The following is a 16111-nucleotide window of genomic DNA, read 5'->3' as shown; positions in this document are numbered from 1 at the left end:
TATTGCTGCCCCCGGCGCCTGTTAATACCGTGGTCTCCGCCTGGAACCCAGGCACCTGTAACCTTAAAAGGCGCTCGCCTGACAGGAGCGCCGTGGAAAAGAGCGTCGTTATGTGTTTCTACGCGCCAGCAGTGGGAAAATTAATCCCAACCCGACCAGGACAAAAGGCGTCACGATGTTCAACGTCAGCTGGAATGTCCACTCCGGCGTGAACGCCTCCATTTTGGGGAAAATACCGGTAAGGCAGGCAAACGCGGTGAAGGCAAAACACCATATTCCCACAGTTAACGCCAACGCCCGGTTGCGAATAAACACATATTCGGGTTTGTACTTTTGCGCCAGTCGAATGACGGCAATAAAGGCGACAAATACCCACAGATAGCGCAGCGGCATAACGACTGAATTGAGATTAAGCAGCCATTTGTACAGGTTGTTCATATCGCCGATGCCAAGCGTTGGCAACATAATCAAGATAGCGACCAACACTAATGTCAGCAAATAACCGTTAACAGGCGTACCTGAAGCGTTAGTACGACATAAGCGCTGCGGGATATATTTAGTGTCTGCATCACCCAGTAAAACTTTCAGTGGCGCATCAATAGAAAACACCAGCGCGGCGATTTGCCCCAGAGTATTGGCAATGGCATAAATCACCATTAATGAATTACCCATATGGTAATACTCACCCAATTTCTGGAATGCATAATATTGCCCATTGGTCATTAAATCGTCAGGTATATGCCGGGAATCAAACATCATTCCCATCGCCAACGAACCGAGGATAGCGCAGACCGCAACCATGACGGCTAAAAAGAGCATCCCCTTCGGAAATTCTTTTCCTGGATTCCGCGTCTGGTTGACATAAGGCGAGATCTTCTCTGCCCCACCAACCGCAAAGACCAACATAGAGATGGTGGTGATATAGGTAAAATCGATATGAGGAATAAATGACTGCCAGGTGATGTTAGTGGTCGCAATTTCAACGTTTGTAATTGCTGGCGCGGTCACTGCCATCACAACATATAAAATTGACATGATAAACATGGCAATTCCGGCCACAGACCCAACAACCTTTAGCGATTTCATCCCCCGGGAAGCAACCCACATAAAGAAAACAAACAATGCCAGCGTCAGCCCCTGCAAGGCAACGACGGTATATTCTTTTATCAACGAGCCGTCGCCTTTTAAAGCCCATCCCAATGCAATGAGTATCGCCTGCGGCTTTTGCGCCAGGTAGGGAATATGCACGACCCAATAAGTCCATGCCGCAAGGTAAGCCAACCCCGGCCCCATCGTATGCTTAATCCAGGTACTGACGCCCCCTTTTCCCTCTTTGAAGGTTGAGCCCAGTTGCCCCACGATTAAGGCATAAGGAATAAAATAGAGCGCAAAAATAAACCCCCAGGAGAAGACAACCACTAACCCCTGGTTAGCATAGTTATTGACAACATTGCCGAATCCCCAAACGGTAATAAACGACATCAGGGCGATGTTGTACCATCGCAACTGTTTTTCCTGCACATTCGGCATAACGCGATCCTTCGTGAACACAATGCTATTACTATAAATGAAGCGGGGGATTATGCGCGGTAAAGACGAAGAGAGAAAATAGAGGAGCGCAAAATTATAACCTTCGGCACATTTTATTTTTCAGCAAAGCAAGAAAATTATGCAGGTCAATTATTTTACGTAAAACATAAACAAATAGTATGCAAGACTCACGTCCTGCATACGATTCAGAGAACAGTCAGATGTGGGCGACAGGATTAGGCGTCTGGCCGGCGTTACGTAACAGCATCAGCAGATAAATAAACGATACGCTGGCGATCATAATAAACAGCAGATTATCTGAATAATTCTGCATTAACATCGCAGCAAAAGACGGCCCCAACAGGCTCCCTACCGTATAACTTAACAACAGCGCCTGGTTCATTGCCACAAGCTGGTGATGTTCGACTTTTTCACAGGCCCAGGCCATTGCGACGGGATAAAGCGTAAAACCCGCCGCCCCCAGAATAAACAGAGCTGGCGCCATCGCCGCCTGGGTTAACATGGCAATACTACCGAGTATGACAACGAATACCTGTACGCGTAATACCAGCAAGCGACCAAATTTGTCCGCCAGACGTCCCATTGGCCATTGCCCCAAAATGCCGGCGCTCACCAGCACCGCCATCCAGAAACCGATGCTGGCGTTAGCCATCCCCTGATGCTTCAGATATAACGGCATCAGGCCATATAGTGAACCAAGAACAATGCCGGAAATAATGCAACCATTCACGCCAAGACGCGCCTGGCGTAGCTTCAGCATGGCGCTAATAGAAGAGGAATGACGTGTCTGTGTTTGCTGATTTACAATTCGGGTAAAGAGTAGCGGCAGAATTCCCGCCAGAATCATTCCGGTCACCCAGGGAAGGACGTGTAGCAATTCACCAGATACTTTACTGACCAATAATTGTCCAAGGAAGGTCCCCATGTAATAGACCATCATATAGGCAGCCAGCAGGCGCCCGCGATTATGCGAGGTTCCGCTGCACATCAACGCGCTTTCGACAACCACCCAAATCATGGCGCAGCCGATACCGGCAATAAAACGCCAGCTCATCCAGCTCCAGAACCCCACCATCACCCCCAATCCGACACAACCCGCGGCGAAGATCAGCGAGGCAAGATAATAGCTACGGTTAAACCCAATGCGTTTAATTAAATACCCGGTAAATAACGTCCCGACCAGATTGCCGGTAAAATAAGACGAGCTGACCATCCCCACCTGCCAGGTCGGAAGGTTTGCCTGAGCAAGCCACAGCGGCACAAGCGTATTCAGTACCGCAATGGCCAGAGTCAACAAAAGTAGCCCGCACAGCAAAAGCATGACGGGACGGGTATAGGTGGACATGAATAAAAACCGTGAGGAAGTTCAAATTTCATGCGCATCATGCCATCGCCAAAAACATTGTCAATCGGCTCCGCATGGGCGATCCGCAAGTTTTGAGACTATCGATTTGATTTACTTATTCTGCACGTGAATATATTGAAAGGCTAAAAATTCATCCCCTTGTTTTTATTGATCTAACCCGCAAAATCGGCGTTTTGTTCAGTCGAAAAATTTCATGGTTCCTTTAGCTTCGTTTTCTTCTCTATGGATTTATATGCGTCTTCCCCGCCCCGGTTATATTCCTTAGATTGATGGTGGCTAAAGGCGTATTCGGCCTGCACGTTCTGCAGGCCGAATGCGCGTCAACGCGTTAGCTGGCTACCGCCATGCCCACGGTCATATGCAGCCCATAGAATACGCCGCGGCCAATCAATTCCCCCGCCAGCATCAGAATGAAGGCGACAGAGAGTAACGGTACCGCAGGTTGATACCCTTTTAACTGTGGCACAATCCAGCAGCACAACGCCGCCGCAAGCAGCACCATACGCCAGGCCATCAGCGAACCATAATCCGGCACCAGAGCAGACGCCTGCTGAATGGAACTGTGAATCGTCGCCAGTTCCGCACCCTGCATGGCCACCATAATGGCAATAACCACCAGCGCCAGCACCGAAACCGCAGGTAACAGACGCATCGCCCAACCGTTCACGCCCGCGATGCGCAGCAGCAGATAACCCAGTAGCGGGCCACCCATAAAGAGCGTCAGGAAGAAGCCCAGCGGCGTCCAGACGCTATACCAGGTCGGTACTGTATCGATGCTGTTATAGACGCGTACCATCATCCAGACGAAGACGACGCCCAGTACCATCGTGATAATCAGCCAGAGTGTGCGCAGTGCCGGCGGCAGCTTTTTCAGTACCGCCAGCAGCCAGCCGATCCCGCCGACCGCAAAAAACACCGAGCCGCTGGCAATTTCATTGCTCAGTGCGGAAGCACCCACGCGGTTAAGCGAGTTAAACGCGCGCATCGGCGAGCCCAGATGCAGCATCGAGGCGATAAAGCCAATCCCCATCAGCACCCACAGACCAAACATACAGGCGATCACCCGCTGCTGCGTTTCCGCGCGCAGGTCGCCCTTCATCAGCGCCAGAGCCAGAACAATAAAACCACCGGCCACGCACTGACCAAAGACCGTGAAGATCATCAACGGCCATTCATGCCATCCACTTCCCATCTTATACCTCCTTCGGATTGGCCAGATAACCGGTGGTGTCCCCGGTCGGGCGGCTGTTGGCGTTGGGTTTAATCACAATATTCGGCTTCGTGAAATGCGCGCGCGGCAACGGCGCGACGGCAGCCAGCTCACCGTGTTTTTTGCGCAGTTCGTCTATCGGGCCGAAATCCAGCGCCCGCAGCGGACAGGATTCGACGCAGATCGGTTTCTTACCTTCCGCCACCCGGTCATAACAGCCATCGCACTTGGTCATATGACCTTTGGCCGCGTTGTACTGCGGCGCGCCGTACGGGCAGGCCATGTGGCAGTAGCGGCAACCGATACAGACCTCTTCGTTCACCACCACAAAACCGTCATCGCGCTTGTGCATCGCGCCGCTCGGGCAGACTTTGGTGCAGGCCGGGTCTTCGCAGTGGTTACAGGAGATGGAGAGATAGTAGGCAAAGACGTTCTGGTGCCAGACGCCGTTATCCTCCTGCCAGTCGCCACCTGCATACTCATAAATGCGACGGAAGCTGACATCCGGGGTCAAATCTTTGTAGTCCTTGCAGGCCAGTTCGCAGGTTTTGCAACCGGTGCAACGGCTGGAATCAATAAAAAATCCATACTGGGTTGTCATCGGTTACTCCTTACGCCTTTTCAACCTGAACGAGGTTCGTATGTGACGGGTTCCCCTTCGCCAGCGGAGAAGGACGTTGGGTCGTCAGTACGTTAATACATCCGCCCTGATCCACGCGTTTTGCATCCGGGTCATACCATGCGCCTTCTCCCAGAGCGACCACGCCCGGCATCATGCGCGGCGTCACTTTAGCCTCGATATGAACTTCGCCGCGATCGTTGAAGATGCGGACTTTATCGCCATTGTTGATACCGCGTTTCTGCGCATCCATTGGGTTAATCCACATTTCCTGGCGACAGGCGGCTTTCAGTACGTCTACGTTGCCATAAGTGGAATGCACACGCGCTTTATAGTGGAAACCCGTCAACTGCAGCGGGAATTTATCCGTTAGCGGATCGTTATAGTTTTCAAAACCTGGCGTGTAGATCGGTAATGGATCGATCACGTCGCCTTCCGGCAGCTCCCAGGTAGCGGCGATATCCGCCAACGCCTGTGAATAGATTTCAATCTTGCCCGATGGCGTTGTAAGTGGATTCGCTTGCGGATCTTCGCGGAAGTCTTTATAGGCGACATGGTGGCCTTCGGGGTCGCGCTGTTTGAAGATGCCTTGCTTACGGAACTCCTCAAAGGTGGGCAGATTCGGAATGGATTTACGCGACTGTTCGTACAGATGACGCATCCACTCTTCTTGCGTCCGTCCTTCGGTAAACTGTTGTTCCACGCCAAGACGTTTCGCCAGTTCGCTGGTCATCTCATAAATCGTCTTACACTCGAAGCGCGGTTTAATCGCCTGGTCAGTGAAGATAACGTAAGACATGTTCCCGCAGGAGGCATCCAGCGCAAAGTCCATCTGCTCAGAAGCAGTGCAATCCGGTAACAGAATATCGGCGTATTTTGCCGACGAGGTCATATGACAGTCGATAACGACGATCATTTCGCATTTCTTGTCATCCTGCAGGATTTCGTGGGTGCGGTTAATCTCAGAGTGCTGGTTAATCAAACAGTTGCCAGCATAGTTCCAGATCATTTTAATCGGCACGTCCAGCTTATCTTTCCCCCGCACGCCATCACGCAGCGCCGTCATTTCCGGGCCGCGTTCAATGGCATCGGTCCACATAAACATGGAGATGCTGGTTTCAACCGGGTTTTCTAACGTGGGCATACGTTCAAATGGCAGGGCATAAGACCCTTCGCGCGCGCCGCTGTTACCGCCGTTAATCCCAACATTACCCGTCAGGATCGCCAGCATCGAGATGGCGCGCGTGGCGATTTCTCCATTAGCATGACGTTGTGGTCCCCATCCCTGGCAAATATAGGCGGGTTTAGCGCTGCCGATTTCTCGCGCCAGCTTAATAATGCGATCCGCCGGGATACCGGTAATTTGCGCCGCCCACTCCGGCGTCTTCGCGATACCGTCTTTACCCTGGCCCAGAATATAGGCTTTGTAGTGACCGTTTTTCGGCGCGCTGGCAGGCAAGGTTTTTTCGTCATAACCAACGCAATATTTATCCAGGAACGGCTGATCGACCATGTTCTCGGTGATTAAGACATATGCCAGACCATTGACCAGCGCCGCATCGGTACCTGGACGAATCGGAATCCACTCATCTTCGCGACCAGCGCCAGTGTCGGTGTAACGAGGGTCGATAATGATCATCCGCGCGTTTGATTTCTGCCGCGCCTGTTCAAGATAATAGGTTACACCGCCCCCGCTCATGCGGGTTTCGCCAGGGTTATTACCAAACAACACCACCAGCTTACTGTTTTCAATGTCGGATGGACTATTGCCATCCGCCCAGCCGCCATAGGTGTAATTCAGACCCGCTGCGATTTGCGCGGAAGAGTAATCACCGTAGTGGTTCAGATAACCGCCACAGCAGTTCATCAGACGAGCGACCAGCGTTTTTCCTGGCGGCCATGAACGTGTCAAAGTGCCGCCCAGCGTACCCGTGCCATAGTTCAGATAAATGGACTCGTTGCCATACTCTTTGATAAGACGCTGCATATTGGTGGCAATGATATCGTAGGCTTCGTCCCAGCTAATACGCTCAAATTTACCTTCGCCGCGCGCGCCGACGCGCTTCATCGGATACTTGAGCCGATCCGGGTTATAGACGCGACGACGCATAGAACGACCGCGCAGGCAGGCGCGAACCTGATGCAAGCCATCGTAATCATCGTTTCCGGTATTATCCGTTTCTACATATTTGATTTCGCCATCCACAACATGCATACGTAGCGGACAACGGCTGCCACAGTTTACCGTACAGGCGCTCCAGACGACTTTCTCGTCGGTTTTCGTCGGGCTTATCGCCTCTGCGGCGTTAGCGATGCGGGTAAATGGCAGGGTAAATGCGCTACTGGCCATCGCCAGGCCGCCTATCGCGGTGGTTTTGACTAAACCACGACGGCTCACCTCGGCTGCCAGCACGGCATCAGGGATCTTAGTTTTCATAAGGGCTCACTCTGCTGCTCACAATAAAAAAGCAATAAAACGATGTATAGAATTTTATATAGCGACAACTTCGCTATAAAGTCTGATATATATCGAAAAAATAGAAAAATAGTGTTAAAAACTGACCTTCATTCGAAATCAGTATTACCCCTAATAGGGTAGGGATTATTGTCCGGTATCAAACTGGCATAAAAAAAGCGCCCGAAGGCGCTTTTTAGAAGAGGAGAAAGCGAGGATTAGCCGATATATTCCAGTCCGTTCATGTACGGACGTAATACTTCCGGCACTTCAATGCGGCCATCAGCCTGCTGATAGTTTTCCATCACAGCCACCAGGGTACGACCTACCGCCAGACCAGAACCATTCAGGGTATGGACCAGACGGGTCTTTTTGTCGGACTTGCTGCGACAACGTGCCTGCATACGACGCGCCTGGAAGTCCCAGACGTTAGAGCAGGAAGAGATCTCGCGGTAGGTATTCTGCGCCGGAACCCAGACTTCGAGGTCATAGGTTTTGCAGGCGCCGAAGCCCATATCGCCAGTGCACAGAATGATTTTACGGTACGGCAGTCCCAGTAGCTGGAGCACTTTTTCCGCGTGGCCGGTCATCTCTTCCAACGCAGCCATAGAATCTTCCGGGCGAACGATCTGCACCATCTCAACTTTGTCAAACTGATGCATACGAATCAGGCCACGGGTATCACGACCATAAGAACCTGCTTCAGAACGGAAACAAGGCGTATGCGCCGTCATTTTAATCGGCAGCTGATCTTCGTCGATGATTTCATCGCGTACCAGATTGGTCAGCGGAACCTCCGCCGTCGGGATCAAAGCATAATTGCTGCTGTCTGCTTCTTCTTCCAGCGGACGGGTATGGAACAAGTCGCCTGCGAATTTCGGCAGTTGACCGGTGCCATACAGCGTGTCGTGGTTAACCAGATACGGCACGTAGTTTTCGCTATAGCCGTGCTGTTCCGTATGCAGATCCAACATGAACTGCGACAATGCGCGATGCATACGCGCAATCTGTCCTTTCATCACCACAAAACGGGAGCCGGTCAGCTTAACCGCGGCGGCAAAGTCGAGGCCGGAGTGCATTTCCCCTAAGGTGACGTGATCGCGGATTTCAAAATCAAATTCACGCGGGGTACCCCAGCGGCTGACTTCAACGTTGTCGTTTTCATCTTTACCTACCGGCACTTCATCCGCAGGCAGGTTTGGGATGGTCAGCGCGATATCGCGGATCTCCGCCAGCAAGGTATCCAGCTCGGCTTTCGCCGCATCCAGCTCTTCGCCCAGTTTATTCACCTCCAGGCGTAAAGGCTCAATATCTTCCCCGCGCGCTTTCGCCTGGCCGATGGATTTCGATCGAGAATTACGCTCCGCCTGCAGGTTTTCCGTGTTGACCTGCAAAACTTTACGACGCTCTTCAAGAGCGCGCAGCTTATCTACATCCAGCTTAAAGCCCCGGCGTGCCAGTTTTTCAGCGACTGCGTCTGGCTCATTACGCAGCAGATTGGGATCGAGCATGCTTATCCTGTGCTTATCGAATAATAAAAGGAAACGCGATCAATTGATGATCGCCTCTGATTGTATTGATGAACGTAAACCGCGTTTACGTAATAGCGACGTTTTCGCCTTACCTGACCGACGACAGCAACAACGCATCCATTGCGCTATACCCGCAGATCTCATAAGCAACGTGCTATCAGGCATAACGAGGCTCATCATCAACGTCATGATACCTGGAGCATCATATTTAGAGATAACCTTACCGCAACGTTTACACTAGCGGTAGCGTTTTGTGGGGCTATTTTGATCCTGTTCAGCCAGCCAGGCGAGCTTTTCGCCAATCTTGCCTTCCAGACCACGATTTGTCGGATGATAATAGCGCGTTTGCGCGATTTCCGGCGGGAAGTACACTTCACCCGCAGCATAGGCATTGGGCTCATCGTGGGCATAGCGGTACTCCTGGCCATAGCCCATCTCTTTCATCAGTTTGGTTGGCGCATTACGCAGATGGACAGGAACGTCATAATCAGGACGTTCGCGCGCGTCGGCCAGCGCAGCCTTAAAGGCGGTATAGACGGCGTTGCTCTTCGGTGCGCAGGCGAGATAAACGATAGCCTGCGCGATCGCCCTTTCGCCTTCAGCCGGGCCAACGCGGGTGAAACAATCCCACGCGGCAATGGCGACCTGCATCGCGCGCGGATCGGCATTACCCACATCTTCCGAGGCAATCGCCAGGCAGCGACGCGCCACGTACAGCGGATCGCCTCCCGCGGTAATGATACGGGCATACCAATAGAGGGCGGCATCCGGCGCGCTGCCGCGCACTGATTTATGTAAGGCGGAAATAAGATCGTAGAAGCGATCGCCTTTGTTATCAAAACGCGCGCTGCGCTCGCCGGCGATCTCGGTCAACAAGGCGGGCAATAAAACGCGTTTGCCGCTGTCATCCGCCTCCGCCATATCAGCCATCATTTCCAGCGTATTTAAGGCGCGCCGCGCGTCGCCATTGACCAGCTCAGCAATCGCTCGCCGTGTCTCATTCGGTAACACGATATCCTGATCGCCGTAACCACGCGTTTTGTCCTGCATCGCCTGGTCCAGTACTTGCTCGATATCGTCAGTGGTCAACGATTTCAGCAGATAGACCCGCGCTCGCGACAATAGCGCCGAGTTCAGCTCAAAAGAGGGATTTTCCGTGGTCGCGCCTATAAAGGTGATAGTGCCATCTTCGATATGCGGTAAAAAGGCGTCCTGCTGGCTTTTGTTAAAGCGATGCACTTCATCGACAAACAGGATGGTACGGCGACCAGCATTACGATTCTGGCGGGCGCGCTCGATAGCTTCACGAATCTCTTTTACCCCAGAAGTGACGGCGGAAATACGCTCGACATCGGCGCTGGCGTAGCGGGCGATCACTTCAGCGAGCGTGGTTTTCCCCGTCCCTGGCGGCCCCCATAAAATCATGGAGTGCAGATGCCCGGCCTCAATAGCGCGAGGCAACGGCTTACCTGCGGCCAGCAAATGCTGCTGGCCGATATACTGCGCTAAATTTTCCGGCCGCATTCGCGCGGCCAGCGGTTGAAACGTATTATCAGAAAAATCGAGCGACAGATTGCTCACTCATCGCCTCTACTTACGTTGGTCGTCTATCGTTACCCCTTGTGGCGGAGTAAACGTAAATTTTGACGGATCAACAGCGCCGTTTTGCTGGGATTTTAGCTGATAGGCGCTACGCTGATCGTCTTGTTCTACGGCGCTAAACTGGTGGATAGTCCCGTCGCGTCCCACATTGATGGTGAACTGTTTCAGATTGCCGTTGCTGGCTTTCGGCGTCAGCACAAAATTATCGCCATCCTGCTTAATATTATACTGCTGCCAGTCGCTGGCCTGGTTGCGGGCAATCAGCATAAACGGTGTATTTCCGGTGGCATCTTTCAACCACGTGGCGGTAACCTGTTCTACAAACGGGTTATAGAACCATAACGTTTTGCCGTCAGAAACCAGAATACTCTCGTCAGGTTGCGTCATATGCCAGTTGAATAGATTTGGCCGCTTAACCCATAAATCACCCTGTCCCTCCTGCACCGCGGCATCGCTGCCATCGGTGACTTTTTGAGTAAAGGTGGCATGAAAGCTGCTCACTTTATCCAGACGGCTTTTCAGAGAGCTGGCGGCGTCAGCCCATACGCTGCTGGCTACAACGCTTGAAAGTAATGCACAGGCGATTGCCATTTTTTTCATCATTATTCCTCAGGTTTCGACACTCCCGACCAGGAGCTCCTTTTGCTTTCTATTCCAGGCCAAAAATCAGCATGAGGAAAGAAGAAAATACTGAATTTTGTTGCCGGATGGCAGCCTGCACAGCGCCATCCGGCTTACAGGTTTACTCAAAAGGCGGCGGAGCCAGCACTTCACGATTACCGTTATGCCCCTGAGCGCTGACAATACCCTGCGCTTCCATCTGTTCGATAATACGCGCCGCACGGTTATAGCCGATGCGGAACTGACGCTGAACGCCGGAAATGGACGCTTTACGCTTCTGGGTGACGAAATTAACGGCCTGATCGAATAGCGCATCTAATTCTTCGCCGCCGTCAAAACCGCCACCGCCACCTTCGCTTTCGCTGTCGGAGGTAATGCCATCCACATATTGCGGACGACCGCGCGCTTTCCAGTCCTGCACCACCGCATGGACTTCCTGGTCACGCACAAACGCCCCATGGACACGTACCGGCATGGTGGAGTTTGGTCCGGAATAGAGCATGTCCCCCATTCCCAATAGCGACTCAGCGCCACCCTGATCAAGAATGGTGCGGGAGTCGATCTTGCTGGATACGGTAAAAGCGATACGGGTTGGAATGTTGGCTTTAATTAAACCAGTAATCACATCGACCGACGGACGCTGCGTCGCCAGTACCAGGTGAATCCCCGCAGCGCGCGCTTTCTGCGCCAGACGCGCGATCAGCTCTTCAACTTTTTTACCGACGGTCATCATCAGGTCGGCAAATTCATCAACCAGTACCACGATATACGGCAGTTTTTCCAGAACCGGATGCTGAACATCCATACTGTCGCCCGGCTTCCAGTACGGGTCCGGAATCGGACGCCCCATGCGGGCCGCTTCGGCGATTTTCTCGTTATACCCAGCCAGATTACGCACGCCGAGCGCGGACATCAGCTTATAGCGACGCTCCATCTCATTGACGCTCCAGCGTAACGCGTTAGCCGCGTCTTTCATGTCGGTAACAACTTCTGTCAGCAGATGCGGTATACCTTCATAGACCGAGAGTTCTAACATTTTCGGGTCGATCATGATAAAGCGAACGTCTTCCGGCTGCGCTTTATACAGCATACTGAGGATCATGGCGTTAACCCCGACCGACTTACCGGAACCGGTCGTACCGGCCACCAGCAGGTGAGGCATTTTCGCCAGATCCGCCACTACCGGATCGCCCGCGATATCCTTACCTAACACCACGGTAAGCGGCGACGGATTCTCGCGGAATTTGGCGTTATCCAACACTTCGCGCAGATAAACGGTTTGCCGTTTCTTGTTCGGCAATTCCAACCCTACGTAAGGTTTGCCTGGAATGACTTCCACAACGCGTACGGCTACCGTTGACAATGAGCGCGCCAGATCCCGGGAAAGGTTGGAGATACGCGCCGCTTTAACGCCCGGGGCCAGATTCAGTTCAAAGCGAGTAATGACCGGGCCTGGCGAATAGTTCACCACATCAGCTTTAATGCGGAAATCCGCCAGACGCGCTTCAACCAGACGCGCCATTTGTTCCAGCGCAAAGGTATCTACCGGTTCAACTTCGCTCGGCGGCGGCGTCAGAAGATCTAACGAAGGCAGCGGCGTCGTCGGACGCTGTAATGGACGACTGTCGCCATTACGCATCAACAGCGGGTGGATCAAGCTGTCTTGCGGCGCTGTCGGCTGTTGCGGCTGCTGATACTGTGGCTGCGGCGCTACCGGCTGCTGCGGCTGCTGATACTGTGGCTGCAGCGCTACCGGCTGTTGCGGCTGCTGATACTGCGGCTGCGGCGCTACCGGCTGTTGCGGCTGCTGATACTGCGGCTGCGGCGCTACCGGCTGTTGCGGCTGCTGATACTGCGGCTGAGGCGCTACCGGCTGTTGCGGCTGCTGATACTGTGGCTGCGACGCTACCGGCTGCTGCGGCTGCTGATACTGCGGCTGCGGCGCTACAGGTTGCTGAACAGGCGTTGACTCGGGCATGACACCCGGCGTGAACAGCGGTTCGTGCGGACCTTCATCAACCAATACTTTCATTGGCGAGAAATCCAGATCGTCCAGTGAGAACGGCTGCGCGCCAGCGGGTTGCTCGCCGGAATAGCGCTGCTGTTGCGAAGCGGCAAACTGGCGGGCTAATTCAGCTTCCGCAGCGGTATCGTCATCTTCTGCCTGTTGCGTATCATGCTGATACGTCTCACCATAACGATGCTGCTGCGACTGCGCAAACTGACGGGCTAACTCGTCCTGATGCATTGCATCTATTTCTTCATCGGTTAGCTGCGCGCCCGTCTCGTACTGATTGCGCTCCGCCTCGCGGGCTTTTTCTTCTGCAATCCTCTGTGACGGCAGCTTAATACCGTACGATGCCAGTTCCCGTCGGGTCGGCACGCGAACGCGGTTCGGACGCGGCAGTTGCGGACCAATCCCCTCTTTCACCTGCGGACGCGGCGCGCCGCCGGTAGCCAGACTAAATGCAGGCGCAGCGGCCGCGGCGCCTGCTGCCAGGGCGCCACTCTTAATACCTGCGTCAAGCGACGCAGCGGCGGCTACCGCTTCCACTGGCGGTATGGACGGCGCGACAGATACCGTAGATTTGACCGGCACGTTCTCTTTTACCGGCTCCGGAATCGGTTGATACCATGCCGCCAGTTGTTCGCGCTCACGGGCGCGTTTCTCTTCCACCTCTTCAAAATAGTAAAGCGGAGGACGGGCGGGTCTGGTCTCTTCTGTGTTAGGTTCAGGCTCGGTGGCAACCGGCTGTTCGATAACCGGCGGCGGCATGTGGGAAGGTTCAGCCGCTATCGGCTCCGGCTGATAAACCGGCTCCGGCTGATGGGTCGGCTCCGGCTGCCAGTGTTGTTCGGCATCCGGCGCCTGCCATTGCGGCTGTGTTTCCTGCGGCGCAAGAGAGTCATATTCTGCTGCGGTCGCTGGCGTCGCGGCGTATTGCGGCGCGGAAGCGACAGGCACAGGTTGCTGCCACGGCGCACTTTGCGCCTCTTGCGGTTGAGCATATTGCGGATGCGGCTGATACCCCTCCGGCGCAGGCGCGATAACCGGTTCGCCGGTTTGCGGCCCCGGTACGGGCTGCCACTCCACGGTCGGTTGCGCGACAACCGGCTCAGCCCCAGGCATGGGCGGCGTTTGCATTATGGGATCGGCGGACGCTGCCCACGTCTGGGTGACGGCAGTTGCAGCCGCAGCGGCGGCGACCGGTTCGGTGACAGAATGGCCGTTTAACAGCGGATCATATTCATCATATTCCGGCTGCGTCGCACGGTTGCCCGAAAACAGAGCGTCGTCGGGATCGGCAGCGACGCCGCGCGCGCTATACTGAATGTCCTCGTCATCATCCATCCGTTTGCCGGAAAAGAGCGCGGCATCGGTCTGACGGCCCCGTGGATTGCTGAATTTTTCAGCCAGTCGCTTACGACGCGCCAACGCGCCGCGCAAAATACGCGCCCGGCGAGATTCACGCTGCACGCCGTCGGTTTCTTCATCGTATTCGTCATCATACTCTTCGTCGTCAACCCACGTATCATCACGCCGGGTACGGTTGCTGGCGAAGGTCAGTATATTAAGCAGCCAGCCGCCTAATTTTTCGGCGATACTGACCCAGGACCAGCCGGTAAAGAGCGTCAGCCCGGCAGCCCAAATACAGAGAAGCATTATCGTTCCGCCGCTACTATGCAACAACGGCTGCAGCGTGGTGCTTAACAGGCTACCAATTACGCCGCCGGAGGCGAAATACCAGATATCGTCGGCATTAATGGCCGCCAGACCGCAGGAAGTGAGAATCAGCGCCAGCACGCCGATAAGGCGTAGCGACACAGCAAAATAGTCGATGTAATCATCCGTAGACTGATGACGCCACGCAAACCAGCACCCGCCGACAATAATGACAGGGATGGTGTAGGCCATTACGCCAAAAATAAAGAACAGTGTATCGGCCAGCCACGCGCCCGGCGCGCCGCCTAAATTATGGATGGGTTCATGCCAGGCGGTTTGCGACCAACTGGGGTCCGAAGGGTTAAAGCTCAACAAGGCCGCCATCAACCAGACGGCAAAAAGGGCAATAAGTATCAACAACGCTTCCAGAAGTCGGCGCCCGCTGCTTAACTTCGTCAATGTGACGTCTTTGTCTTCAGTATATTCCTGGCTCAAAAAAGGCTCTCCAGGTTCCAGGCTTTTCCCGCCCGATGCTAAAACGGACAACAGCACCGGGTTGCCCCGGCACTGTTGCTGTATGGATTAACAGGAGTGTAATCAAACTACGGCGATTTTGCACCTGTTCCGTGTTAGCGTGTCTTAATAACCAGACGATTACTCTGTTTTACCTCTTCCATCACTACGTAAGTTCGGGTGTCGTTCACACCTGGCAAGCGCAGCAACGTCTCTCCCAATAGTTTTCGATACGCTGACATATCCGGTACACGGGTTTTCAACAGGTAGTCGAAATCGCCGGAAACCAAATGACACTCCTGAATCTCTTCAAGCTTTTGCACGGCGGCATTAAACTGTTCAAACACATCCGGCGCGCCGCGATTTAAGGTAATCTCAACGAATACCAGAAGTGACGCATCCAGATAATGTGGGTTCAGCAGCGCCGTATAGCCCTGGATAAACCCCTGTCGCTCCAGCCGACGCACACGCTCAAGGCAAGGTGTCGGCGAAAGTCCTACTCGTTTAGAAAGCTCGACGTTGGAAATACGCCCATCCTTTTGCAGTTCATTAAGAATGTTACGATCGATACGGTCGAGATCTTTGCCAGGGCGCTTCTTGCTATCTACCATTATTATTGTCTCTCTGTATTCCTTCCCTACTCCTGCCTGACTCTACTCACATCACTGTTCAGAGTCGCTGCCCATCACAATAGACCGAAACCCAGAGGGATTAACGGCGCGCAATGCCTGGTCTATGGTGAGAAGACCGTTGCCTCGCGGCAGCTATCGACATCACGAATGGCGTCTGTCCACGCCATGCGTAGATTTCACTAGCCCGGTAAACATGGTATTTACATGCATGATTATGCAGCACATACATAACACAGTTTTTTTCTTCCTCGAATGTTTTCGCAAAACAGCAGGTGATTGTCAAAGCAAAACATCGATTTTTAGTACAACATGCCAGTTATTCATTAGAGAGGGCGGTAAACTGTCA

10 protein-coding genes are annotated in these 16111 nt (G+C 53.5%); all 10 read right to left on the bottom strand.

Going from position 1 to position 16111, the window contains the following annotated elements:
• Positions 1-108 precede the first annotated feature (108 nt).
• On the bottom strand, positions 109-1530 hold the full coding sequence (locus ACLJRU_RS13580) for an APC family permease (RefSeq protein ID WP_023891372.1): 1422 nt from the start codon (positions 1528-1530) through the stop codon (positions 109-111).
• 217 nt (positions 1531-1747) lie between these two features.
• On the bottom strand, positions 1748-2896 hold the full coding sequence (locus ACLJRU_RS13575) for an MFS transporter (RefSeq protein ID WP_000109274.1): 1149 nt from the start codon (positions 2894-2896) through the stop codon (positions 1748-1750).
• 349 nt (positions 2897-3245) lie between these two features.
• The gene (locus tag ACLJRU_RS13570) at positions 3246-4109 is read right to left on the bottom strand and encodes a dimethyl sulfoxide reductase anchor subunit family protein (protein WP_000534681.1); all 864 of its coding nucleotides are present in this window, start codon (positions 4107-4109) and stop codon (positions 3246-3248) included.
• A 1-nt stretch (position 4110) separates the two neighbouring features.
• A complete protein-coding gene (gene dmsB / locus ACLJRU_RS13565) occupies positions 4111-4728 on the bottom strand; it encodes a dimethylsulfoxide reductase iron-sulfur subunit DmsB (protein ID WP_000213069.1) in 618 nt (205 codons plus the stop codon).
• Between the two features lie 10 nt (positions 4729-4738).
• Positions 4739-7183 carry a dimethylsulfoxide reductase subunit A gene (gene dmsA / locus ACLJRU_RS13560; RefSeq protein ID WP_000850262.1) on the bottom strand — a complete coding sequence of 815 codons (2445 nt, stop codon included), beginning with the start codon at positions 7181-7183 and terminating at the stop codon, positions 4739-4741.
• 236 nt (positions 7184-7419) lie between these two features.
• Positions 7420-8712, bottom strand: coding sequence for a serine--tRNA ligase (gene serS / locus ACLJRU_RS13555; RefSeq protein ID WP_000886697.1), 1293 nt, complete (start codon positions 8710-8712; stop codon positions 7420-7422).
• 258 nt (positions 8713-8970) lie between these two features.
• Positions 8971-10314 carry a replication-associated recombination protein RarA gene (rarA, locus tag ACLJRU_RS13550; RefSeq protein ID WP_000067792.1) on the bottom strand — a complete coding sequence of 448 codons (1344 nt, stop codon included), beginning with the start codon at positions 10312-10314 and terminating at the stop codon, positions 8971-8973.
• A gap of 9 nt (positions 10315-10323) precedes the next feature.
• Positions 10324-10935, bottom strand: coding sequence for an outer membrane lipoprotein chaperone LolA (gene lolA / locus ACLJRU_RS13545; RefSeq protein WP_023234773.1), 612 nt, complete (start codon positions 10933-10935; stop codon positions 10324-10326).
• Between the two features lie 142 nt (positions 10936-11077).
• Positions 11078-15115: a DNA translocase FtsK gene (gene ftsK, locus ACLJRU_RS13540; RefSeq protein WP_137075800.1), complete on the bottom strand. Its 4038-nt coding sequence runs from the start codon at positions 15113-15115 to the stop codon at positions 11078-11080.
• 134 nt (positions 15116-15249) lie between these two features.
• The gene (gene lrp / locus ACLJRU_RS13535; protein ID WP_000228469.1) at positions 15250-15744 is read right to left on the bottom strand and encodes a leucine-responsive transcriptional regulator Lrp; all 495 of its coding nucleotides are present in this window, start codon (positions 15742-15744) and stop codon (positions 15250-15252) included.
• Between the last annotated feature and the right edge of the window lie 367 nt (positions 15745-16111).

It is taken from the genome of Salmonella sp. SAL00653, from assembly GCF_046552515.1.
GTDB classification, from domain to species: domain Bacteria; phylum Pseudomonadota; class Gammaproteobacteria; order Enterobacterales; family Enterobacteriaceae; genus Salmonella; species Salmonella enterica.
The sequence above is the reverse complement of the archived record's forward strand: the minus strand, read 5'-3'. Positions and strand labels throughout refer to the sequence as shown.